The organism is Pontibacter virosus (genome assembly GCF_003096355.1).
Taxonomy (GTDB): Bacteria; Bacteroidota; Bacteroidia; order Cytophagales; family Hymenobacteraceae; genus Pontibacter; species Pontibacter virosus.
On the sequence record NZ_QEKI01000001.1, the window covers coordinates 605,953 to 629,217 of the forward strand.

The following is a 23,265-nucleotide window of genomic DNA, read 5'->3' on the forward strand; positions in this document are numbered from 1 at the left end:
CCAACTACTTTCCCAAAGCAGGCAGTGTAAAGCCATCCAGCGCGCTCGGCTGCGCCATGGTCTTTTCAATCTCCTCTACTGTGCGCGGTGCCTGCTTCGACAAATTCTCCCATCCTTTTTCAGTGATCAGAATATCGTCTTCGATGCGCACGCCTATACCCCACCACTTCTTGTCACAGGGACTGCCCTCGGGTATGTAAATACCCGGCTCTACCGTAATAACTGTGTTTGCCTGGAAAGGCCCAAAGCTACCGCGGTCGTGCACGTCGAGGCCCAGGTAGTGGGAAGTGCCATGCGGAAAGTAGCGCTGCACGTCTTCTCTTTTCTTGATAATGCCCAGCTTTACCAGCCCGTCAGCAATCACAGCTTCGGCGGCCTGGTGTGGCGCGTTAAAAGCGTTGCCCATCTTGCACTGCTGAAAACCCGCCTCCTGCGCCTTCAGTACCAGTTCGTAAATGGCTTTCTGTTCTTTGGTAAACTTGCCGTTGGCAGGTATGGTACGGGTCACGTCAGCGGTATAGCCCAGGTATTCGGCCCCTACGTCCATCAGCACCAACTCCTGTCCAGGTATAGCAGGCTTGGCGCTGGAGGTATAATGCAGCACACAGCCGTTGTTGCCGGCCCCAACAATGCTGGGGTAACCCACATGCTGCGCCCCGTATTTTTTGAACACAAATTCGTGTATGCCCTGCACCTCCATTTCGGACATGCCCGGCTTCATGGCTTTCATCACTTCGATCTGCCCGATAGCCGACATACCTGCCGCCTTGCGAAGCAATCTGATTTCTGCTTCCGTTTTTACTTCGCGCAGCTGATCCAGCACCTGATCGAGCGTAAAGGCGTCAAGCTTCTGCTCAGGTATAGCGGCCACGGCTTTGGTGCGGGCACGCATGTCTTTTGCCTGCAAATAGCCCTGGAGCGCTTGATCGTTTTTCAACGTCGGCTCCTGTTGCATAGCCTCCTGAATGTAAACAGAGACACCTTCCGCCTGCCCCAGCCCATGCTCCCGCACAATGCCATACAGCATACTGCGGGTGGCACTGAAATTAGCCGGGTACTTCACTTTTGCCTTGAACTGGCTCAGCAGACTATACAAATCGGCTTCGTCAGCCGTATCATCGCGCACGTCGTGTGGCAGTTCCTTGATCAGGATGTGCTGCAGGTTGGCCGTGTCGAGTGTAAAGCTGGAGAAGTCAGTGTTAGCCAACGTGGCTATACCTATCGCTTTTTCAGCTCCCTGCACCCCTAACCTGCCACCGTTCCAGAGCTCCTGCATTTCGTCGTTGGGCTGCACGAAGAGCAGTTCCTGCACCTGCTTGCCGTTCACGTGCTGCGGACTCTGGAAAAGCAGCAGCACCGCATTCGGCTCGGTATACCCGGTCAGGTAGTAGAAGTCGGGGTCGGGATGGTAGTAGTAGTCCACGTCGTTGGCGCGGTTGCGCACGGGACTGGCAAAAAGAACGGCAACGGAGCGAGGGGGCAGCTGTTGCCGCACCACCTCTCTCCGTTGCCGGTGAAACTCTTTATCTAAAGTATCAGATGGCTTTTCCGAGCTTACGTGCGGTTGCGCTACTGCCGCAAAGGACAGCCAGCATAACAGTGCACACAGCCGGAAGGCTGCCATTAGTACATAATGTAGCCTTGCTCAACAGCCTTCTTCAGCACTGCTGAGATGCCGTTCTTGTTGATTGTTCTCAATGCTGAAGTAGAAACTTTAAGGGTTACCCAAGCATCTTCCTCAGGGATGTAGAAACGCTTCTTCTGAAGGTTCGGATAGAACTTACGCTTTGTCTTGTTATTAGCGTGAGAAACGTTATTTCCTACTTGTACTCTCTTTCCGGTTAAATCGCAAACTCGTGCCATCTTGTATTTTCTTCTAAATTATTTCAATAGGGGTGCAAATATCTATAAAAAGATACACAATGTCAAAGGCATAGCAGATAATTTTAACTAAACATACTCTAAAACAGCTACAAAGGCCTTTTAATTGTGTCGCCTATACCTTGCCTGAACCTTTCTCTTCGGCTTCTTTCTTCTTTTTGGTGAAACCGTATGGGCAGTTCCGGCAGGCGTTCTTACAGCAGTAGCCACGCTTAAGCAGGTACTTGGCCGTCAGCACCATCAGTCCCCGCTCAAAGTAAAAGTCTTCTCCTTCTTTCAGATCACTCACCGCTATACTTGTTTTTAAACGTCAAATATCAGCAAATCCGGGCCGTTCACCAAATAATGCCTGCTCGCCCTCCCTCTTTCACTAAATATGCGTTAAATAATATATTGCTCCTTGCCACGAATTCAACACCTAAATTATAAAACCATGTCCCGTTTCAACAATTTAAGTGAGGCCGTGTCCGTCATGCGTGCCCGTGGCTTCGTGAACACCTTTAGCATACAGCACCAGCAGGTCTACTGTTCTGAACTGAGCAAGGCTATCTCTCCTACACAGCTTACCCTGCTCGAGCGGCATGCCGTGCCTTCGCCTTCCGCGCATAATGGCGAAGAGGAGGTATACGGTTTCCGGACCGATGACAACCAGTTCGGCATCATGACCAACATCTACGCCGAGTACGACCCGGAGGGCTTTTACACGGTGTTCAGACAGTGCTTGAAGGGGCAGGCCGGGCACGCCTAGCCTGCCATAAGGGTAAAGGTATAATTCAGGCCGATTTCACTATATTTACAACAATTCATCAAAATCCCTGTAAATATAGGTCCGGAGTTGCAGCCTGTGGCGCAGCTCTGTCCCCAGTTTCAGACAACAGCTTTTTTTAACAAATAAACTATGAGCACGCTATCCATCACCTCCAGCCAGCAGGCTATCGAAACCGAAGAAAAATACGGCGCCCACAACTACCACCCACTGCCGGTGGTGCTGAACAAAGGCGAGGGCGTATACCTGTGGGACGTGGAAGGCAAACGCTATTACGACTTCCTGTCGGCCTACAGCGCCGTGAACCAGGGACACTGCCACCCACACATCATCAACGCCCTGATTGAGCAGGCGCAGCAACTCACGCTCACTTCCCGCGCTTTTTACAACGACAAACTGGGTATAGCCGAGAAATACATCTGCGAGCTGTTCGGCTACGACAAGGCGCTTTACATGAACTCTGGCGCCGAGGCTGTGGAGACGGCCATCAAACTGGCCCGCAAGTGGGGCTACCTAAAGAAGGGCATCGCCTCGCACAATGCCGAGATCATTGTGGTGGAGCGCAACTTCCACGGCCGCACGACAGGCATCATTTCTTTCTCTACTGATCCGGATTCCACCAAAGGCTTCGGTCCGTACATGCCGGGCTTTAAAGTAATACCTTACAACGACCTCGATGCGCTGGAAACAGCTCTGAAAGACAACCCGAACGTGTGCGGTTTCCTAGTCGAGCCAATTCAAGGCGAAGCCGGCGTGGTAGTTCCGCAGGAAGGCTATTTGGCCAAGGCGCATGCGCTTTGCAAAGAGTACAACGTGTTGCTCATGGCCGATGAAATTCAGACAGGTATAGCCCGCACGGGTAAGCTGCTGGCCAGCTACTATGATGATGTGAAAGCCGACATCCTGATCCTGGGCAAGGCGCTTTCGGGTGGTGTGTTGCCAGTGTCTTGTGTACTGGCCGACGATGATATCATGCTTTGTATTCAGCCGGGCGAGCACGGCTCTACTTTTGGCGGCAACCCGATGGCGGCTGCAGTGGCCATTGCCGCTTTGGAGGTAATCAAAGAAGAGAACCTGGTGGAGAATGCCTATAGGCTGGGCGAAGTGTTCCGGGACCGCATGAACCAACTGATGGCCAAGCGTCCGGAAGTGGTAACACTGGTACGTGGCCGCGGATTGCTGAACGCCATCGTGATCAAGCCAGCAGTTGACGGCCGCACCGCCTGGGATGTGTGCGTGGAGCTGAAGGAGAACGGCCTGCTGGCCAAACCGACCCACGGCGACATCATCCGCTTCGCGCCGCCTTTGGTAATGACCGAGGAACAGCTGCACGAGTGCTGTGATATCATTGAAAGAGTGATCATGAACTTCTAAGTCAGGTATACCTGAGTAAAGTATAAAGGCGAGGCTGTTTGGCTTCGCCTTTTGTTTTTTTAAGCGAAAACAAAAAAATCACTAGCTTTAAGAAACAATAGTTTTTGATTAAAAGAAGCACAAACTGTAAGTCTTGGATTAACTTAGATTAATGAGAAAGTATCTGTTTATTTCTGCTTTGTTCCTGTTTTCCTGTTCACCCGCAAACGTAACGACACCAGAAAACAATGTTTCTGTAGAAGAAAAACTTCAATGGAGGAAGGACTATGCTTTTTGTGCTTGCTTGCACCACGCTTTGGGAGAAGAAATTGCAAATGAGATTAGAGAAGCAGATTTCTCAAGAGGAATGCTACACGACATAGCAGACCTTGGAGGCATTTCCCGTTCGCTGGATAGCATGGCCCTAGAGGCTGCCAACAAGATAACAGTGAGCCGTATAAAAGATTTTGGAGACTCTCGACCTATCGTTTTTGAATGCTTACAATTCCATCGTTCGAAAGAGCTGGATGTATACTTAAAATCTATAAAGTAAGAATATTTTCTACAGCAATAGCGAAAGCATGATAACGTCTAAACACGGGACTTCGCCTTGCTTCTATTTTAAATTGAAAACATGACACAACCAGAACAAACCAAACCCATCGTTATTTTCTCCGGCGATTTTCACCGGGCAGCCGTCATCAAAAACATGCTCGAGAACCATGGCATTTATGTGTTCATGCAAAACGAGCACATGGGCAGCATCGCTCCTTTTCAAGTGGCTTCCGGTGGCTTCAACCCGGTTAAGCTTATTATTTCGGGTCATGATGAAGAGGAGGCCAAAAGGCTTCTGGAAGGGTTTAATGATGCCGCTTTTGACAACGAAGACAACTTGTAAGGAAACGTCCGCAAAACAGGTATAGCATCAAATCAATTCAGGCATAACGCCTGCCAATTTCCAAGGTATACCTTCGCTTTGCCGCGCATAAGCCGTACCTTTGCCGTATACTTATGTTGAAGCATTTTAGAGCAAGCGCTATACTATGATCACGAAAAGACCAAGACGAAACCGCTATAACGAAGTCATCCGCAGCATGGTGCAGGAAACAGCACTGGAGCTGAACGACTTCATTTTCCCCCTTTTTATTATTGAAGGTCAAAACCAGAAAGTGGAAGTAGGCTCCATGCCGGGCATCAACCGCTACTCCGTGGACACCCTGCTCGACGAGGTGGCCTCCTGCGTGGACCTGGGCATCAAAGCCTTCGCCCCTTTCCCGAGCATCCCCGAAAACCTGAAAGACAAGTACGCCAAAGAGAGCGCGAACCCGGAGGGTTTGTTCCCTAGGGCCATCCGCGAGATCAAGAAGAACTTTCCGGACGTGGTGCTGATGACCGACGTCGCTATGGACCCTTATAGCTCCGACGGGCACGACGGCATTGTGATCAACGGTGAGATCGTGAACGACGAAACGCTGGAGGTACTGGGCAACATGGCCCTCACGCAGGCGCAAGCCGGCGCCGACATCGTGGGCCCTTCGGATATGATGGACGGCCGCGTAGGGCACATTCGCCGTGTACTGGATGAGAACGGCTTCCATAAAGTGGGCATCATGAGCTATACCGCCAAGTATGCGAGCGCCTTCTACGGTCCGTTCCGCGACGCCCTGGACTCTGCCCCTAAAATGGGTGACAAGAAAACCTACCAGATGAACCCGGCCAACAGCCGCGAGGCCTTGATTGAAGCCGCCCTGGATACGGAAGAGGGAGCCGACTACCTGATGGTGAAGCCCGCTTTGGCCTACCTGGACATCATTAAGCTGCTGCGCGACAACTCGCACCTGCCGATAGCCGCCTACAACGTGAGCGGAGAATACGCCATGGTGAAAGCCGCCGGACTGAAAGGCTGGATCGACGGGGAGAAAGCGATGCTGGAAAGTTTGCTGAGCATCAAGCGTGCCGGGGCAGATATCATCCTGTCCTATTTTGCCAAGGACTTTGCTAAGTACCTCCAAAAATAATCGAGTAAGATCTTTAAGACTGAGAAAGCGCCCTGTACTAAAAGTTCAGGGCGCTTTCTTTTTATAAGAGGTATGATAAGCACAGGGTGTAAGCCACTCCTATGTCAACGTCTGGCAAATTATTCTATTCATTCTGAACCAGTTTGACGTTCGAGCACTTTTAGTTATATTGTTGGTTCTAAACTTCTACCTACTACTACTTTATGAGAGGATTGAGCCTTTGGCTGATGGCTGCGGCACTCACAACGACTTCTGTTGGCTTAGCGCAGCAGGGCGGTTCGTTGCCTGTGCGCGCAAATGTGCAGGAACTGGGCCGCATTGCGGCAGCTGAAGATAAAGACTACCGGATAAAACGTGCCGAAGCCATCGCGCTCGCCAAACAGAATGGCTGGGAAATCGAGAAGACCTATCAGGACGGCACGCACATTTCGCTGCAGCACCTCGACGAGCTGGGTATGCCCGTCTACTACATCACATATAACAACGCAGCTGCCATCACTACCCGCACGAACCAACTTTGGGCAGGCGGCCAGCTAGGCCTCAACTTGAGCGGAGCGAGTAATAGCGTAACCGATAAAATGGGTATCTGGGACGGCGGTCTGGTCCGCGAATCACATGTGGAACTACGCGGCCGGGTAGAGCAGAAAGACAATCCTTCAAAACTGAATGACCATGCCACACACGTGGCCGGCACGCTCATCGCCAGCGGTCAGAGTAGCCTGGCCAAAGGAATGGCCCATGGGGTAAAGAAACTCCACGCCTACGACTTTAACAACAGCGCTACCGAGATGGCCGAAGCTGCGCAGGCTAACATGCTGGTGTCTAACCACTCGTATGGCACTATAGCCGGCTGGCGCTATAACAGTGAGCGCAAAGGCACCGACGATGATCCATACTGGGAGTGGTGGGGCACGCCGCAAGTGAGCGAGACAGAAGACTACAAGTTTGGCTACTACGACGAGACCTCCGTTAGCTGGGACCGCATTGCCTACAACGCGCCCTACTTTCTGATCGTGAAGTCGGGTGGAAACAACCGGCAGGAACCTGGCCCTGCTGTGGGCAAGCCTTACATGCAGCGCAACTCCAACGGTAATTTTACGCTGGTGGCACAGCGCCCGGACAACATCAGCAACAATGATGGCTACGACGCCATTGCCACTTACGGCACTGCCAAAAACATCTTGACGGTGGGCGCGGTGAGCAACATACCGGGCGGCTACAACCAGCCGTCCGACGTAAAGGTCACGGGTTTCAGCAGCTTTGGCCCCACCGATGATGGCCGCATCAAACCTGACCTGGTAGGCGGCGGAGAAAAGATACTTTCCACGACCAGCGTTAACGATAAGTCTTACAAAGTGTTGAGCGGCACCTCCATGGCGGCGCCCAATGTTTCGGGCTCCATGCTGCTTTTGCAAGAGCACTACGCCAATGTAAACAGCGGACAGTTTATGCGTGCCGCCACGCTCAAGGGTTTGGCCATCCATACGGCTGACGAGGCGGGCGAAGCTCCAGGCCCCGATTACAAACATGGTTGGGGGCTTTTGAACGCCAGTCGTGCCGCTTCCATGATCACCAACGCCCGAGGCACGCACCTGATGCAGGAGCGCAGTCTGGAGCAAGGCAAAACCTATACCTTCGAGGTAATAGCATCCGGTGCGGGACCACTCGTGTCCACCATTTCCTGGACCGATCCGGAAGGGGCCGCTCACCCGATGTACAGCTCCCTGAACAACCGCAGCCCCCGCCTGGTCAATGACCTGGACGTGCGCATCACGCACCGCGGCAACACGATTATGCCCTGGGTACTGAACCCGAATGCACCCGAACTTCCTGCCACCCGCGGCGATAACGTAGTGGACAATGTAGAGCAGGTGCTTATATCGAATCCTATACCTGGTGAAACCTATACCATTACCGTGTCGCATAAGAGGACGCTCCAGAAAGGCCCTCAGGAATACTCTGTTTTGGTGAGCGGCGTGGGAGGCACCGCCTACTGTGCAAGCACTCCTACCTCGGAGGCTGGTTCACGCATCAGCAAAATCACTTTTGATGACCTAACGACCTCTTTTGGGGGGTGTGCCACCTATCGCCTGCAAGAAGAGATGCTGCTGACCTTTGAGCCAGGGCAGACCAAAGTCGCGACCTTTGAGCTCGGCACCTGTGGTGCCAACGCCAGCAAGGCAGCCAAGGTATACGTGGACTGGAATGGCAACGGCAGCTTTGAAGATGAAGGCGAAGAAGCAGCTGTTTCGACCGTCATGAACGGTGTTGGTGTTTTCAATGCCAGCATCTCCGCTCCTTCTTTTCTGCAACCCGGCCACATCACCCGAATGCGCATTGTGTTAGTCGAGACATCTGACCCGGCAGGTATAAGTCCATGTGGCACTTATACCCGCGGTGAGACACAGGACTACATTATTCAGGTGGCAAGACCTGCTTCGGACATTGTACTACAACAGGTAGTGCCGGTTGGCGCTTCGCTTTGCGCTGGCACTACGCAACAGTTCATCGTTACACTCCGCAACAATGGGATGCGGGATCAAAAAGACATACCTGTTTCGCTGGAGGTATACCGTAGCGGTTCCAAAGTAGCCACCCTGACGGCGGTGTATGCTAAAGTCTTAAAATCCTTTGATTCCGACGATATCTTACTAACAGCTGATTTTCAGACAGAAGCCGGTGCTACTTATGAACTAATAGCCTCGGCAGGCGCTGGCAACGATGCCGTGCCGGAGAATAACACACTGAGTAAGACTTACGGCGTGGGGGGCAACACGGCTGCGCCACAAGCTGTGGCGACTCACTGCGGCGACCAGCTTAGCTATACCCTGACTGGCACGGGCGACGGCACCGTGTTCTGGTACAACACGGCAAGCGGTGGCATGCCTTTGGCCGCTGGCAACGCAACCACTATCCCGACAAGCAGCCTAAACGGAACACTCTACGCATCCCTCAACGATTTCTCGGCTACGGTTGGCCCGGCAACGAAGAAATTTGCAAGTGGTGGCGGCTACAACCAGTTCACGCCAGATGTGATTGTTGACACAAAAGCTCCTATGCTGCTGGAGAGCGCCCGCCTCTACATCGGCAACTCAGGCAAGATCACTTTTACAGCCTATAACAGCAATGGATCTCCTGTTTCGACCCGCACAATCACAGTAAAAGCGACACGCTCCAACCCCGCCCCTGGCGTGCAGGAAGATGATCCGAATGATCAGGGAGAGGTATACTACCTGGGCCTGGAGCTTCCTGAGGCAGACACTTACAACATTGCGATCAGCTATGACCACAAAGATGGCGCTACCGTCTACCGCAACAATGCCGGCGTAACAGGCTATCCGTTTGGTGTCAGCAATGTGTTCACCATCACGGGAACCACGGCTAGCCCGGGTGCGCTTAGCTATTACTATTACTTCTACGACCTGAAGGTGCGTGCGCTCGGCTGTGTTAGCCCAAGGGTGGCGGTACCAGTGGAAAAAGGCACTCCCATTCCAACCCCACTTATCACACGCCAGGGCCTCAGCCTGCAGTCAAGTGTAGCAGATGGCAACCAGTGGTACCTGAACAGCCAGCCTATACCTGGTGCAACGGAGCAAACCTTTACCCCGACGGAAAGCGGCGACTACAGCGTGCAGGCCCAGTGGAAAGGCTGTGTTTCTACACGATCGCAGATCTATACCTTCGCTTACCAGGCTAATGGCCGTGAACTAAAGAAGGAACTGGTAGCCTCGCCTAACCCAAGCAATGGCGTATTTAAGGTGCAGTTTGAAACAACGCAACAGGAGGATTTATTCCTCAACGTGACGGATATGCTAGGCAACCTGATCTACACCCGCAAGGTGATTGGTTTCAATGGCTTCTACGAAGCTGACATCGACCTTTCGGGCAGGAGCTCTGGCATTTACCTCCTGCGGGTTAAGTTCGGTGACCAGTCCTTTACCCAGAAACTGGTGCTGCAGCGCTAAGAAGCCCTAAACAATATGAAGAGCCCCGGCCCATTGGTTGGGGCTTTTTTATGACCCGGTGCCGGCACTGTCGTCAGGTATAAGGCCGTGCCCAGCGAATAGGTATAGGAGCACAACTCATTTCTATACCGGCCGCTGGCCTGCTGCTCTATTTTGCCAAATCGCCTGTTATACCTATCTTCATCAAAACAAAAGATAAAACAGAGACTATGAAGAAATTACTACTCGCCATGGGTGTAGCATTTATGTTCGCCTCCTGCGCCCAGCAGCCACAGGTTAGCAATACCAGCACCCAAACCGAAGAGCTTGAGCAGGTTCCTGAGGCACAGCAGCTAGCCTCGCCGGTAACAGCTACGCAACAGGCCTTCTATTCGCAGCTAAGCAAGCTGTGTGGCAAAAGCTTCAGGGGTGTGGCTGTGTTTCCGGCTGATGGCAAAGACCCGTTTGCAGGCAAGGAACTGACCATGCACGTGCAGGCTTGCTCCGACACCACCATCCGTATTCCTTTTCATGTCGGGGAGGACAAGTCCAGAACCTGGGTGATCCGCCAAATGGAAGAAGGCCTGCAGTTGAAGCATGACCACCGCCACGAGGACGGCACTCCCGATGAAGTAACCATGTACGGCGGCATTGCCATGGACACAGACGATGCCAGCACCATGCGCTTCCCAGCCGACGCCTTTACCGCCCAGTTGATACCTGCCGCCTCCACCAACGAGTGGAACCTGGTGCTGAGCCCCGACGGTCGCACGTTCAGCTACATCCTCAAGCGCGACAACCAGCTCCGCTTTCAGGCTGATTTTGACCTGACCAAACCGATTAATTAGGTTATACCTGCTATACCTTAAAACAGGAAGGCCCGGAGCTGCTATAGCTCCGGGCCTTCTCTTTGAGGCAAACTTTTAATCTACGACTTCGAAAACCGCTTCTTTAGTACCTGGTAGTCGATAAAGTAGAGCACGCGCACCGACAGGCTGTTGGTCTGCGGCCCGGTTATGGTGCGGGTAAAGTTTTCGTGGTAGCGCGGCACGATGTCTCCCTGGCTTTCCAGAATGGCGTTCTTCCACATGATGCTGATCTCGCTGCCTGGCGCAAACCACCACGAGTAAATCATGTCGATGTTGAAAGCATTGTAGTTGATGTCGTGGTTCGGCAGCTCGTTTTCGGGGAAGTAGCCACCAAGCGGGTAGCTGCTGGTTAGCAACTCTCCTTTATCACCAAGCTGGAAGAAGCGGTTGTACTCGGCTTTGGACCAATAGTGCCGCGCCCGCAACGACAGCGACATGCGGTTGTTGAAAATATATGAACTGGTGAGTGTATTGTCCACTGTGTTCACGTCGCGCAGACCAAAGATAATGTCTTGCTGCCTACCCATTTCAGTGTTCCGGGTAAAATGGTTAGCATAGCCTATGTCGTCGCGGTTGCTGTTGCGGCTATAGCTGTAGACGAACATCAGCTTGTCGTTTACCCGGAAGCGTGGCGAAAGCTCGTAGCCAAAATTCTGACGCTCGTGCTCGTCGAAATTACGGTAATCCAGTCTTATGTCAAGTGCGAGTCGCTTGCGGTAGTCCGACGATATCCAGCCACCTATACTGCGGTTCACCGGAAAGGTATAGTAACGGCCCGCTACACGTGGCTCGAAGAAGTCGTAGGTCTTCACCGGCTCCAGGTTAAAGTTGGTGCCCACGCTCAGGAAGTTGCGGAACGTACCGCTCACCCTACCGTAAATCACGAAGTTCTGAAAATCATCAGGCTTATACCGGCGGCTGTAGGTAGCGCCCAGTTGGGTATTCATGTTGAGGAGCTTCCAGAAAGGCTGGTAGATGTTATACCTAAGGTTCAGGTCCTCGTCCACGGTGTTGCGGATGAAGTTGATGCCCATGTCATTCGGGTCATAGGTGTCGGACTTCATGGAGTGGGTAAACCGGTACTGGAAATTACCGCTCACCTTGCCCCCGCCGATGCTGTACATGTGCCCCAGCTGCGCGTCGCCGGGGTAGTACTTCTGGCTCAGGGCGGCGCTGCCTTCCACGGCATATCGGTTGCCCTTATTCGCCACCCGGAACAGCATACCGGTCAGGTTGGCGTCGTAGGTGCTTCCTTCGCGCAGCACGTTGGTGTTCACCAGCGTTACGTAGGAGTTGTTTTTAAGCGACTGATCGAGCACCAGAATGTTGTAGTTGGTGAGCGGCTGCGTTTCTTTCTGGAAGCGGTTGCCTTCGCTGTCTTCGAGTGTGGCAAACTGCCGGCCCACCACGGCATTGAACAAACCGATGCCTAAGCCCGACTGCGTGCGGCCTGATATTTTGGTACCGTTCAACATCTTGGTTTCACGCGGATTCTCGATGATGATGTTGCCCTGCTCGCGCTCCTCGCGCGCGTTCAGAAAGTTGATGGGTGTGCCACCAATGCGGCGCGAGTACAGGAAACCCCCTTTGTTGAACAGTTCAGTCCCCTCCATAAAGAAAGGCCGGTACTCGTTGAACTGCACCTCGAAAGGCGACAGGTTGAGCACCTGGTTATCGGACTGCACCTGGCTGAAGTCAGGTATAAGCGTCATGTCGAGTGTGAAGGCGTCGCTGATGCCGTACTTCACGTCCATACCGCCGCTGAAGTTGACGTTGTTTTCGTAGTTCGTTGAGCCATCCTCGTTGTGCACCGGGTACTTCTCCACATAACCAGATACATAGGGCGAGAGCGACAAACGTAGCGGTGCCTCCACATCTTTGAGCCCCCTCAACCTGCCAAACTGGTTGGTGAACCCGCTGATGGCCGGGTCTACGTGGTTCCAGAAAAATGTTTCGCGCGATGATTGGCGGTGACGCTGGAAGTTAAGTCCCCAGAGTTGCTCCGGCTTTTTGCTGAAACGGATGGCCGAGTAAGGTATACGCATCTCCACCACCCAGCTATTCCCCTCTGCTTTGGCGCTACTCTCCCACACCGCATTCCAGGTAAAATCTTCGCCGTTAGAGGAGTAGCGGGCGTCGAGCTGCACGCCGGCTGGTGTCACGAAAAAACCAAAACCGTTGATTTGGTCGTTGTACGTATCGAAGAACACCCCGAAATAATCCGTATTGCCCAGGTCGTCGCGTTTGCCCAACTGCCTGAAGATACTGTCCTGCGACACGTCTTGCATGTAGGCTCCGATGTAGATGGCCATATCGTCATAGAGCACGCGCACCTGCGTCGGGTGCACTTCCTTTAAACCGGGCTTGGGCTTATTCTGAATGAAATCTGTAGCAACTTCGGCCTGTTGCCATACGGCCTCGTCCAGAGAGCCGTCAATCTTGATCGGCTCCGAGACGCGCGATGCCTGCATTTGTTTTACATTCGCGAAGACGGGCGTTCTCCTCTCCTGCGCCCCTACCTGTTGCCACGCCAGCACAGCCAACAAGAGTACAAGCATCCGCACGAAAACAGGTATAGGTATAGAGCAATTCATAAAGTAAGAGGAGAATCTGGGTACGTATGACACAAAGGTATAGAATAGATGCCCTTGAGGCCACAATACCTGCTATTTCCTGGCAACAAAACGCTTAACCGAAGCATAAAACGGGCAAACGCGGCTTTTTACCTGATCAAGGGCCAGAAACAGAAAGCGCCACACCCGGCTGACAGGTATGGCGCTTTAGCAAAGGCTGAGACAAGGCTTACAAATCCTCTTCGCGTACCAGCATCAGCACAGCCGACTGCGGCACTATAAAGTATTTTTCACCTATGTAGTTGATTTCGATGGCATCGCGCTGCAGGTAGATGGCCAGGTCGCCCTCTTTTATCTGAAGCGGCAGGTAGCGCACCTGCTCCTGTTCCTCGTCGCTGAGCACCTCTTCATCAAAGCCATAGTCGGCAGGCATCGGGTAGCCGGGGCCCACCCGCATCACATAGCCTTCCTGTACCTTTTCTTTTTCCTGCACGCCCGGTGGCAGGTATAGACCGCTTTTGGTTTGCTCCCGCGAGCTTTTCGGCTTGATTAGCACACGGTCGCCTACAATGATAATCTTCTCGAGTTTGTTGCTTTCTGAAATTCTCATGGATAAGGTATGCATGATTAAATAGGATCTGCAGTTACTTTAAAGCGCATGGCCGCCTTGATCTCAACGTCACGCGTGATGGGCTTGGCAATAGCAGCTCTCGTTTTTACCGTATACGTTTCTCCTTTGATATACTTGTCCAGCTTGGCATTGGTCGATTTTAACTCAATGGCTTTCACGCCCTTCGGCACTTCATTCAGGTAAGCAATCTTCGTCTCCTCTCCTTTGTCGTTGCTCAGGTAAATCTCGATGCTACGCAAAAAGTCAAAATTCTCGTCCGATGGATTTGCGATGGTGAGCGCGAGTTTGTTCAGGCTCACGTCCTTTACCAGCTCGGCGCGGGTCTTGTTGTTCTTAAAGGTTTCCGAAGAGTTCGTCTTCACTGGTATAGGCGATAGTGGTGTAACTACGCCTATTGGGAAAGTTGATTCGATGCGAATGGTTTCTTCCTGGTTGATATAGAAAGTAAGCAGATCGTCTACCTTGTCGCAGGATGTTGCTATAAACGCAAACAACATCAGCGTTGCCAGTAATAGGTTTTTCATAAAAAGGGTGAAATTTAAAGTACTCTCTGTTAATTGTTTTAACCTTGCAAAGGCTTAAAAAAGGAGAGCAGCCTTGCGGGCTGCCCTTGTTATAATGCCTGCACAGAGTGCAAAATTAATCAAAATGATTGAGAGTAACGCGATTAGTCAAACATGTCGGCGGCGCGGGTTGTGTCCGGGCCGTTTTCAAGCCAACTCATCGGGTAGTTTTTGTCCATCAGGCTCACCGCCTCCTCGGTCAGGTATAGCGGCTTAAAGGTGTCGATCATCACGGCGTACTCGTGCGTTTCTTTCTTGCCGATGCTCGCCTCCACTGTGCCTGGGTGCGGACCATGTGGTATACCGCCCGGGTGCACCGTAAACGAAGCCCTGTCCACGCCCTTGCGTGACATAAAGTCGCCGGCCACGTAGTAAAGCACCTCATCGGAGTCTACGTTGGAGTGGTTATAAGGCGCAGGTATAGCCTGTGGATGGTAGTCGAACAGGCGCGGCACAAAGGAACAGATCACGAAGTTGTTTGCCTCGAAAGTCTGGTGCACGGGAGGTGGCTGGTGGATGCGGCCGGTTATGGGCTCAAAGTCGTAAATGGACAGCGCATACGGGTAGAAGTAGCCGTCCCAACCCACCACGTCAAACGGGCTGAAGTCATAGTAGTACTGGTGCAGCAGGCCGTCTTTTTTGATTTGCACCAAGTGCTCACCACCCTCTGTGTACTCGATCAACTCATGTGGGGCCCGGATGTCGCGCTCACAGAACGGCGAGTGCTCCAGCAGCTGCCCGAAGTGGTTGCGGTAGCGACGCGGCGTCTCTATTGGGCTGAACGATTCGGTGATCAGCAAACGGACCGGGCCGTCGTTGAAATGAAACTGGTGGATGATGGTGCGGGGAATGACGATGTAATCACCCTCACGGAACTCCAGCTTACCCATCTGCGACAACAGTACACCGCTGCCCTCGTGCACAAACACCACCTCATCGGCCTGGCCGTTCTTGTAGTAGTAGTCCATTTTCAGCTCCGACGGATTGCAGATGCTGATGGCCACATCGCTGTTGAGCATCATGGTCTTGCGGGCATTCAGGTAGTCAGTACCGGTGTTGGTCTGGTCGAGTGTTTTCAGGTGATGCGGCGCCAGCTTTATACCTTCGGCAATTTTGGGGGCGTAAGGTATAGGCTCCCCGATGCGGGTAATGCGGGTCGGCGGATTCTTGTGGTACAGCAACGACGACAGACCGCTGAAGCCCAGCGTGCCCACGAGCTGCTCGGCATACAGACTGCCATCTTCCTGCCTGAACTGCGTGTGTCGCTTCTGAGGGAAGGTACCCAATTTGTGATAGTAAGCCATTCCTTTCTCTTTGGTTATGGTTTTCAAAAGCGATCCTACCGGGCGCTCTTGCTTATACAAATATACTATTCTGGTTGGTTATACGCCTCCTTTGGCCAAACGCTGCGCCTTACCAAATTGGCGGAGCGCCTCCTGAAACTCCTCGTCCTTTTCGTGCAGGATCGGGAAGAAACCCGGGTTGCCGTATACGCTACGGCCGATGAAAGCTTTTATGTTATTGCGAAGCAAGGCCTGCGAGCGCTTGTACTGCGCCTCGTCATACGTTACCTCCGACTGCGCCGCTAGTTTCAGCAAATCCTTCATCATCTTGTCCGAGACGTTGAAAGTCTTGATGAATTTCTCCATTTGCATCTTCTCCAGGTCCTTGCGGTTGTCGTTGTAGTAAGTCAATGCGTACTCGCGAATGACGTTCTTGCTGTACAGTTGACTTAGCAGTTCCGATATCTCGGTGGTGTCGCGCGCCACGAACACATCCGGCATAATGCCACCGCCTCCGTATACCACACGGCCTTTGCCCGTCTTATACTTGAGCGAGTCCACAAACAAACTGCTGTCAGGATGGAAGTACTCGCCGTTTTCGAAGCGCTGCAGCATGTCTTTCTGGTAATCGTCGGTGCCGGCCACATAGGGCTTCTGGATAGAGCGGCCGCTTGGCGTGTAGTAGCGCGAAATGGTGAGGCGCAGCTCCGAACCGTCGTTTAAGGGAATCGGCATTTGCACCAGCCCTTTGCCAAACGAGCGACGACCCACGATCAGGGCGCGGTCATTGTCCTGCAGGGCGCCTGCCACAATTTCAGAAGCCGAGGCGCTGCCTTCGTCCAAAAGCACGATCACAGGACCATTCTCAAAGTCGCCTTTGGTGCGGGCAAATGATTTGGAGTCGTAGCGGGTGCCTTTCCCGTCGGTATACACGATCATCTTATCGCCGGCGATGAACTCGTCCGCCATACGGGTAGCGTGGTCCATGTAACCGCCCGGGTTGCCGCGCAAATCCAGGATCAGCTGTTGCATGCCTTTCTTTTTCAGTCCGGAAAGCGCCACTTTAAATTCATCGAAGGTATTGGAGGCGAAGCGACTCACTTTGATGTAGCCCGTATTGTTGTTCACCATGTAGTTCACGTCCACCGACACGGTTGGAATCTTGTTGCGGGTGATCGTAAAGTCGAATGGCTTCTTGTTGGCCTTGCGCAGCACCTGTATTTCCACATCCGTGCCCTTTGGACCGCGCAGGCGCTTGAACACCCCCTCGTTGGTTATCCCGGTGCCCGCCACATTCTCGCCGTTCACGCTTACTATCTTATCACCTGACTGTATGCCTGCCGCCTCCGACGGACCGCCGCTCAAGGGAGTAATCACATAAATGGTGTCTTTAAAGATATTGAACTCCACGCCGATACCTTCAAAATCGCCTTCGAGGTAAGAACGGGCCATGGCCAGGTCAGCAGACGGGATGTAAGAGGTATGCGGATCGAGCTTTTCGAGCATTTTGGTGATGGCGTGGTCGGTCAGTTTCTCGGTATCCACGGTATCCACGTAATCGCGGTCGATGTAGCTCAGAACGTCGCGAAACTTCAGGTAAGCCTTGGCCGTGCTCTGCGGGTTGTTATCGGAAGGGGAAAAAGTGTTGGCGCCAATCAGTACCCCAACCACCAGGGCCAGTGCAATGTATAGCGGCAGGCGCACTTGAAAAGGCGTGTTCCGGGGTTTCTTTTGCCCCGGTGTTTCCGGCTCCTCCTGTGGGTTATATTTGGTTTCTTCGCTCATCTCAATCTCTAAAAACGGTTAAATATAAAGCTTAGCGGGCGCTTTTGTGCAGCTTTATAGAGATAAATATTCACGCTTCTCTATGCAAGGCTCCTATAGAAGTATACCCGCATGCTGCGTAGCTTGTTATTCTTTCAACAAAGCTTTGGTCGGGTTTTATTCCATTTTAGTATAAAATAATACTGCGGTTGTGTTTGTCCTTCAGTCTCTCCCATCTTTCCAAAACAGTAAAATCCTTGGGATAGGGGCTCTATAGGGAGATTCAGACAAGTCACTATAAATCCCGATTAAATCCCTTAACTTTGTATTTTTAAGCGCAGATGCCCGGTTAAGGCAGGCAGCAAACGCTACACAAGGGTATTATGGCGAGAATTTTAGGTATAGATTATGGCAACAAGCGGGTGGGACTGGCAGCGACAGACACGCTCCAGATCATTGCCTCACCACTAGAGACCATACACGCCAAAGACGTGCTGACTTATCTGAAAGCTTATACCCAGCGCGAGCCTGTGGAGGCCATGGTGGTGGGTATGCCCCGCCGCCTGACGGGAGAGGCCACCGATGCAACGCCACACGTTATCGGGTTTGTGCGTAAGCTGCAAAAGGAGTTTCCAGGTATACCGGTGCACACCGTGGACGAGCGCTTTACTTCCAGCATGGCCCAGAAAGCAATGCTGGCGGGCGGGCTTAAAAAGAAGGACCGGCAGGACAAAGGCACGGTGGACCGCGTAAGCGCCGCCATTATATTACAGTCGTATTTAGAAAGCAGAACGATATGATTTACCCAATCACCGCCTATGGCGACCCGGTGCTGAAAGAACCGGCGCAGGACATCCCAAAAGACTACGAAGGTCTGAACGAACTGATTGAAGACATGTATACCACCATGTATCATGCGCATGGCGTAGGTCTGGCCGCCCCGCAGATCAGCAAGGGCATTCGCCTGTTTGTGATCGACTCGGAGCCGATGATGGATGAGGGCGACGAAGGCAAGGGCGTAAAGAAGGCATTCATCAACCCGGAGATAATCGAGGAAGACGGCGAGGAGTGGGGCTTTGAAGAAGGCTGCCTGAGCATACCGGGTGTTCGTGAAGTGGTATACCGCCCGGAGCGCATCGTGATTCATTATTACGACCAGGACTGGAACGAGCACACCGACACCTACGACGGCATGACGGCCCGCGTGATCCAGCACGAGTACGACCACATTGAGGGCATTCTGTTCACGGACCACCTGTCTGGCCTGACGAAGCGCCTGATCAAGAACAAGCTGAACAAGATATCGAAAGGCGAAGTAGACGCCGACTACCGCATGAAGTTCCCGGTGAAGCGATAGGCTTAGTGAATACAGCTATTTGATTGCCAACATTTTTGTCTACTGCACCTGCTAAAACCAATCCTATGAATGCGATAAAGCGAAACAATGTAACAGTAACCGGAAAAGGTGAAAAACCCATGCTATTTGCCCATGGCTACGGCTGTGACCAGACGATGTGGCGCTATATTACACCCGCTTTTCAGGATGATTACAAGCTAGTTCTTTTCGATCATATCGGTTTTGGTCATTCTGATGCTTCCGCCTACACAAAGGAGCAGTATGCTTCATTGCACGGTTATGCAGCTGATGTGTTGGAGATATGCGAGGAACTGAATCTGCAGGATGTCATCTATGTAGGCCATTCCGTTAGTGCCATGATAGGTGTACTAGCCGCCATAAAAGAGCCGGGACGTTTCTCTAAATTAGTACTTGTGAGCCCGTCTCCCAGCTTTATCAATGATGGCGACTACCATGGTGGCTTTTCACGGGAGGAAATAGATGGTCTGCTGTTGGCTTTGGATGGTGACTACCTTGGCTGGTCTAACAATATAGCCCCTGTGATAATGGGTAACGCTGATCGCCCTGAACTGGCACAGGAACTGGCGCAAAGCTTCTGCACGAGCAACCCTGCCATTGCAAATGATTTTGCACACATCACGTTCTTGTCGGACAACCGAAAGGACCTGCCTCAGGTCAAAACCGATACCCTGATTTTGCAGTGCTCGGAAGATGCGATCGCACCTATTTCAGTTGGCGAGTTTACACACCGAAGCATTGCAAATAGTGAGCTCGTGGTCCTGGAAGCAACAGGTCACTGCCCTAACCTGAGCGCTCCTGAAGAGACGATCGCAGCCATTCAGAATTTTTTGTAGAAATACCGTACATGTATCTGTACAGTTAATAGTCAGCAGGGCTGCGACTATTGAGCTTTCAGGAAACAGGTAAAGCTTTTTTATTATTGATAGAGCATATAGAATATAAAGAATTAAAGAAGGCTAACGGAGATGTATTCCTGGAGATTAGGAGATCGCCAGTTCATGGCTTTATATCCATGAACTGGATCGGAATACAATCTCTTGAAACCATTGTAATGGGCAGTAACTTAGTTCTATCGATGTTGCGACGGGACCCGTGTGAGGGCATTCTGAATAGTAACCGTGAGTTGATAGGCCCCTGGGAATCCGCAACTAATTGGTTAGCCTTCAAATGGGCTCCTCAAGCCAAGAGTTTGGGGCTGCGCTACTTTGCACATGTGCTATCCCCTGGCATTTACGGGCAGCGCTCTTTTAAATCACTCTACCCTAATCTCAGAAAGGTATTCGAGGTAAAATCATTTGATGACGAAGAGGGAGCTGAAGAGTGGCTCAGCTCACAACATAACAAGTGAGCTTACATACGCTTACTCTATCCAGCTGAATAATCTGCCCCAACGCACCTTATCCAGTAAGCCTGCCTTCTCATCCACCGAAAACCAGGTGAACAGAGGTTTCCCGACAATATGATCCTCCGGCACAAAACCCCAGTAGCGGGAGTCGAGGGAGTTGTGACGGTTGTCGCCCATCATGAAGTAATAGTTCTGTTTAAAGGTATAGCTTTTCACTTCCTGCCCGTTCAGGTATAGCTTGCCGTTGCGCACTTCGGCATTTTCGTTTTGCTCATGACTTAGGATGATCTTCTCGTAAAGCGACAGCGTCTCCGGTGTGATGTCGATTGTAGCACCCTGCTCCGGAATGTAGAGCGGACCATAATTATCACGGTTCCAGCCGGGGTTGCCGAAAATGCCCGGCTCCGCTTCGCCAGCTTGCATTTGCTGTAGCTCTACCCGCCGTATAAAATCGAGCGAGGCCAGCGCATCTGCCTTGGTAGGCGAAGTGTGCAGCACGTAGCCGCCCGGCACCGAGTATAGGTCGGTTATGTCTCGCTCTTTAAAGAACCTCTCCTGCAGCACCTTGTCGGTGGCCACAAAGTAGGCGTACTGCATCTGCTCCGGGTTGTCTTGTGGCTGACCGTTCAGGTATAGCTGCCCGTCGCGAATCTCGAGCACATCGCCGGCTATACCTACACAGCGCTTTACGTAGTGCGTACGCAGGTCGACTGGATGCTCCGGCTCCACTGGCAGGTTAAACACCACCGGGTCGTTGCGCTTGATTTCGGAAAAGGCTGGCAGCCGCAGCGACGGAAGCTGCAACGCATCAGAGTAGGCAGGTATGTCCGTGCCCCAAATGGTCTGGTGCGTGAGCGGCACCTGCAACGGCGTCATGGGGGTGCGGGGGCCGTAGTGCAGCTTGCTCACAAACAGCCGGTCGCCCACCAGCATCGATTTCTCCATCGAAGAAGTAGGTATGGCATAGGCCTCAAACGTGGCCCAGCGAAAAAACGTGGAGACTAAAACAGCAAACATCAGGGCATTTCCCCATTCGCGCAGGGCGCTTTTTTTAGCTGACTTTTCGGCCGCTTTTTTCTTCCAGAATTTTAGCTGCATTTTCTAAGCATAGTAGGTTTACTATACTTTAACTGTATTCAGGTTCAGTAAATTATACCTGCTGCAAAGAAAATTATCGCGCTATACCTTTTGTTGGCACACAAACGGATCGAACAGGCTTCACCGGACTTTACTCCATCAGCCAAGTTCCTCCTTTGTTGCGCTTCAGGTATAAGCATTGGGGCATCCAACGTTCGTTCATAATATATGGTAGACCTGCGCACTCATCAATCCTGCAAAAGTTGCAGCGTTTTCTTATCCTTTTCGCCATTAAAATATTTGTCGAGCACGGCCTGAAACACCGGATCAGCACCCGGCACTGCCGCAAACAATGTCATGCTGGAGCGCAACTTCAGGTCATCGGGGTTTCCCAGTGCTTGGGTGGCTGTTTTGCTCTCCAGTGCCAGCATGGCTTTTGATATTTCGACCAGCCGCGGACCCAGCACCGGGTGCTGTAGGTATAGTTGGGCCTCCTGCAAGTCTTTGATGGCGTAAAAGCGGGCGGTCTCGCTATAGCCCAAGCCCTGCAGCTGCGGAAAGATAAACCACATCCAGTGGCTGCGCTTGCGGCCGCTTTTTATTTCGGAAAGCGCCTGCTCATAGCTGCTGGCCTGCGCATCGAGGAAGCGGTTTAGGGGGTCGGAGTTTTTCATACCGGGCAGTACGGGGTTAATGGTTACTTCGGTTCGTGGATACTGCAGGTACGCAGCAAATAACTTGCGGTAAACTCCCTGCCACTTTGAATCAGGCTGTTTTTCTCGTCTTTTGACATTTTCCTGATGCGGGGACTGATACCGACTGACGAAACAGAGATCGTTCTGGCCCAGTCTTCTTCAGTTAGCTCATTCCGGTTCAAATTCTCGATAACCAGGGTATAGAGCGCCGCCACATAATCGTTCAGGCTCTTAATTTCGATTGGCACCAGTTCTTTTGTAAGGGCGTCGTTCTCAATCTGCAAATCGGAGTCTATCCTTATACCCACAGTACCGAGATTGGGCAACCTTTGTTTTTTCCCCGTTGAGTCCGTCACCTCGGTGTCGAACATAGTAATCGGGAAGTTTCCAATGATGCCACCGTCCACCACCACATCCAGATTTTGGCCAGCATCCGGCTTTCTGTATACCGCCCCATCGCTGTCAATAAACACAGCTTTAAAGTACAACGGTATTGAAACCGATATTCTGACCGCATCCTTCACTTTCATGTTCGGGTAATGCTCCCTGGAGAAGACAAGCAGCTTCTGCCTGTTTAAGCTCGTTGCGGTAATGTACAGATCCTTGTATCCCAAAGCATTCAGCTCTTCAAAAGTTATGTTTGGGTTTCCCGTTTTGTTTTCGATCAGTCTGGCGGTCCAGTCCGTAAACCGATCCCCGCGATACCACCCATACACGCTGTTCATGCGCGCAAATCCGCCGATGAACATAAAGCGGCCGTCATTGAATTTCCTAAACTGCGTCGAGGAGATGATGTCCGCTATTTCCTGGGCGGAATAACCTAACGAAAGCATCATGGCCGTAATAGCCCCTGCCGATGTGCCACCAACTTTCTCTATCCCTTTCAACTTGCCATGCCGCTCCAATTCATCGATCACGCCAGCATAGGCAATGCCCCGTATACCTGCTCCTTCAAAAGCCAGGTTCCTGATGTCGCAGTTCTGGCTGTATACCTGTGTGGAAAGCAGACAGAAGAGGACGGCGAGTTTAATGTAATGCTTCATGAGGAAGTATGGTGTTTCATAAGCTAGTAGATATTTTTAGCGCCTCGGAAGTGCTAATGGAAAACGGGTATGCAGGGCTGGT

Annotated in this window: 21 protein-coding genes; 10 read left to right on the forward strand and 11 right to left on the reverse strand. The window is 52.1% G+C overall.

Annotated elements, in window-relative coordinates; translation table 11 throughout:
- Positions 1 to 4 precede the first annotated feature (4 nt).
- The 3 genes from C8E01_RS02695 to C8E01_RS21580 form a co-directional block, all read right to left on the reverse strand.
- Complete coding sequence (locus C8E01_RS02695; protein ID WP_116541792.1) at positions 5 to 1,624, reverse strand: aminopeptidase P family protein; 1,620 nt, start codon at positions 1,622 to 1,624, stop codon at positions 5 to 7.
- A complete protein-coding gene (gene rpmB, locus C8E01_RS02700) occupies positions 1,624 to 1,863 on the reverse strand; it encodes a 50S ribosomal protein L28 (protein WP_018476578.1) in 240 nt (79 codons plus the stop codon). Before rpmB ends, C8E01_RS02695 begins: the two co-directional genes overlap by 1 nt.
- Positions 1,864 to 1,996: 133 nt before the next feature.
- Complete coding sequence (locus C8E01_RS21580) at positions 1,997 to 2,170, reverse strand: DUF5522 domain-containing protein (RefSeq protein ID WP_317046892.1); 174 nt, start codon at positions 2,168 to 2,170, stop codon at positions 1,997 to 1,999.
- Positions 2,171 to 2,314: 144 nt separating this feature from the next.
- Here C8E01_RS21580 and C8E01_RS02705 point away from each other — a divergent pair, with 144 nt between their 5' ends.
- From C8E01_RS02705 to C8E01_RS02735, 7 genes are all read left to right on the forward strand, one after another.
- On the forward strand, positions 2,315 to 2,629 hold the full coding sequence (locus tag C8E01_RS02705; RefSeq protein WP_116541793.1) for a hypothetical protein: 315 nt from the start codon (positions 2,315 to 2,317) through the stop codon (positions 2,627 to 2,629).
- 150 nt (positions 2,630 to 2,779) lie between these two features.
- The gene (gene rocD, locus C8E01_RS02710) at positions 2,780 to 4,021 is read left to right on the forward strand and encodes an ornithine--oxo-acid transaminase (protein WP_116541794.1); all 1,242 of its coding nucleotides are present in this window, start codon (positions 2,780 to 2,782) and stop codon (positions 4,019 to 4,021) included.
- A 151-nt stretch (positions 4,022 to 4,172) separates the two neighbouring features.
- Entirely contained in the window at positions 4,173 to 4,553 is a 381-nt protein-coding gene (locus C8E01_RS02715) for a hypothetical protein (protein ID WP_116541795.1), read from the forward strand.
- 81 nt (positions 4,554 to 4,634) lie between these two features.
- Positions 4,635 to 4,898 carry a putative signal transducing protein gene (locus C8E01_RS02720; protein ID WP_116541796.1) on the forward strand — a complete coding sequence of 88 codons (264 nt, stop codon included), beginning with the start codon at positions 4,635 to 4,637 and terminating at the stop codon, positions 4,896 to 4,898.
- Between the two features lie 145 nt (positions 4,899 to 5,043).
- Positions 5,044 to 6,018: a porphobilinogen synthase gene (gene hemB, locus C8E01_RS02725; protein ID WP_116541797.1), complete on the forward strand. Its 975-nt coding sequence runs from the start codon at positions 5,044 to 5,046 to the stop codon at positions 6,016 to 6,018.
- 203 nt (positions 6,019 to 6,221) lie between these two features.
- The gene (locus C8E01_RS02730) at positions 6,222 to 9,983 is read left to right on the forward strand and encodes a S8 family serine peptidase (RefSeq protein WP_116541798.1); all 3,762 of its coding nucleotides are present in this window, start codon (positions 6,222 to 6,224) and stop codon (positions 9,981 to 9,983) included.
- A gap of 209 nt (positions 9,984 to 10,192) precedes the next feature.
- On the forward strand, positions 10,193 to 10,810 hold the full coding sequence (locus C8E01_RS02735) for a SadB/YajI family lipoprotein (RefSeq protein WP_116541799.1): 618 nt from the start codon (positions 10,193 to 10,195) through the stop codon (positions 10,808 to 10,810).
- A gap of 80 nt (positions 10,811 to 10,890) precedes the next feature.
- On the opposite strand, the gene C8E01_RS02740 is transcribed toward C8E01_RS02735, so the two are convergent.
- From C8E01_RS02740 to C8E01_RS02760, 5 genes are all read right to left on the reverse strand, one after another.
- A complete protein-coding gene (locus C8E01_RS02740; RefSeq protein WP_133242704.1) occupies positions 10,891 to 13,458 on the reverse strand; it encodes a DUF5916 domain-containing protein in 2,568 nt (855 codons plus the stop codon).
- Positions 13,459 to 13,633: 175 nt separating this feature from the next.
- Positions 13,634 to 14,014, reverse strand: a complete 381-nt coding sequence (locus C8E01_RS02745) for a co-chaperone GroES (protein WP_116541878.1) — start codon at positions 14,012 to 14,014, stop codon at positions 13,634 to 13,636.
- Positions 14,015 to 14,031: 17 nt separating this feature from the next.
- A complete protein-coding gene (locus C8E01_RS02750; protein ID WP_116541801.1) occupies positions 14,032 to 14,559 on the reverse strand; it encodes a hypothetical protein in 528 nt (175 codons plus the stop codon).
- Positions 14,560 to 14,702: 143 nt separating this feature from the next.
- Positions 14,703 to 15,902, reverse strand: a complete 1,200-nt coding sequence (locus tag C8E01_RS02755) for a homogentisate 1,2-dioxygenase (RefSeq protein WP_116541879.1) — start codon at positions 15,900 to 15,902, stop codon at positions 14,703 to 14,705.
- 78 nt (positions 15,903 to 15,980) lie between these two features.
- A complete protein-coding gene (locus C8E01_RS02760) occupies positions 15,981 to 17,666 on the reverse strand; it encodes a S41 family peptidase (protein ID WP_116541802.1) in 1,686 nt (561 codons plus the stop codon).
- Positions 17,667 to 18,028: 362 nt separating this feature from the next.
- On the opposite strand from C8E01_RS02760, the gene ruvX reads away from it, so the two are divergent.
- The 3 genes from ruvX (at position 18,029) to C8E01_RS02775 (ending at position 19,856) form a co-directional block, all read left to right on the forward strand.
- Positions 18,029 to 18,445 (forward strand): Holliday junction resolvase RuvX, encoded by a 417-nt coding sequence (gene ruvX, locus C8E01_RS02765; protein WP_116541803.1) that lies wholly within the window; start codon positions 18,029 to 18,031, stop codon positions 18,443 to 18,445.
- On the forward strand, positions 18,442 to 19,002 hold the full coding sequence (def, locus tag C8E01_RS02770) for a peptide deformylase (RefSeq protein WP_116541804.1): 561 nt from the start codon (positions 18,442 to 18,444) through the stop codon (positions 19,000 to 19,002). Before ruvX ends, def begins: the two co-directional genes overlap by 4 nt.
- 65 nt (positions 19,003 to 19,067) lie before the next feature.
- Complete coding sequence (locus C8E01_RS02775) at positions 19,068 to 19,856, forward strand: alpha/beta fold hydrolase (protein ID WP_116541805.1); 789 nt, start codon at positions 19,068 to 19,070, stop codon at positions 19,854 to 19,856.
- Between the two features lie 527 nt (positions 19,857 to 20,383).
- Here the strand turns inward: C8E01_RS02775 and lepB are convergent.
- The 3 genes from lepB to C8E01_RS02795 all read right to left on the reverse strand — a co-directional run bounded on the left by lepB (position 20,384) and on the right by C8E01_RS02795 (position 23,183).
- Entirely contained in the window at positions 20,384 to 21,466 is a 1,083-nt protein-coding gene (lepB, locus tag C8E01_RS02785) for a signal peptidase I (protein ID WP_116541807.1), read from the reverse strand.
- A gap of 227 nt (positions 21,467 to 21,693) precedes the next feature.
- Positions 21,694 to 22,119, reverse strand: coding sequence for a DUF1810 domain-containing protein (locus C8E01_RS02790; RefSeq protein ID WP_116541808.1), 426 nt, complete (start codon positions 22,117 to 22,119; stop codon positions 21,694 to 21,696).
- Between the two features lie 23 nt (positions 22,120 to 22,142).
- The gene (locus C8E01_RS02795) at positions 22,143 to 23,183 is read right to left on the reverse strand and encodes a patatin-like phospholipase family protein (RefSeq protein WP_116541809.1); all 1,041 of its coding nucleotides are present in this window, start codon (positions 23,181 to 23,183) and stop codon (positions 22,143 to 22,145) included.
- Positions 23,184 to 23,265: the final 82 nt, after the last annotated feature.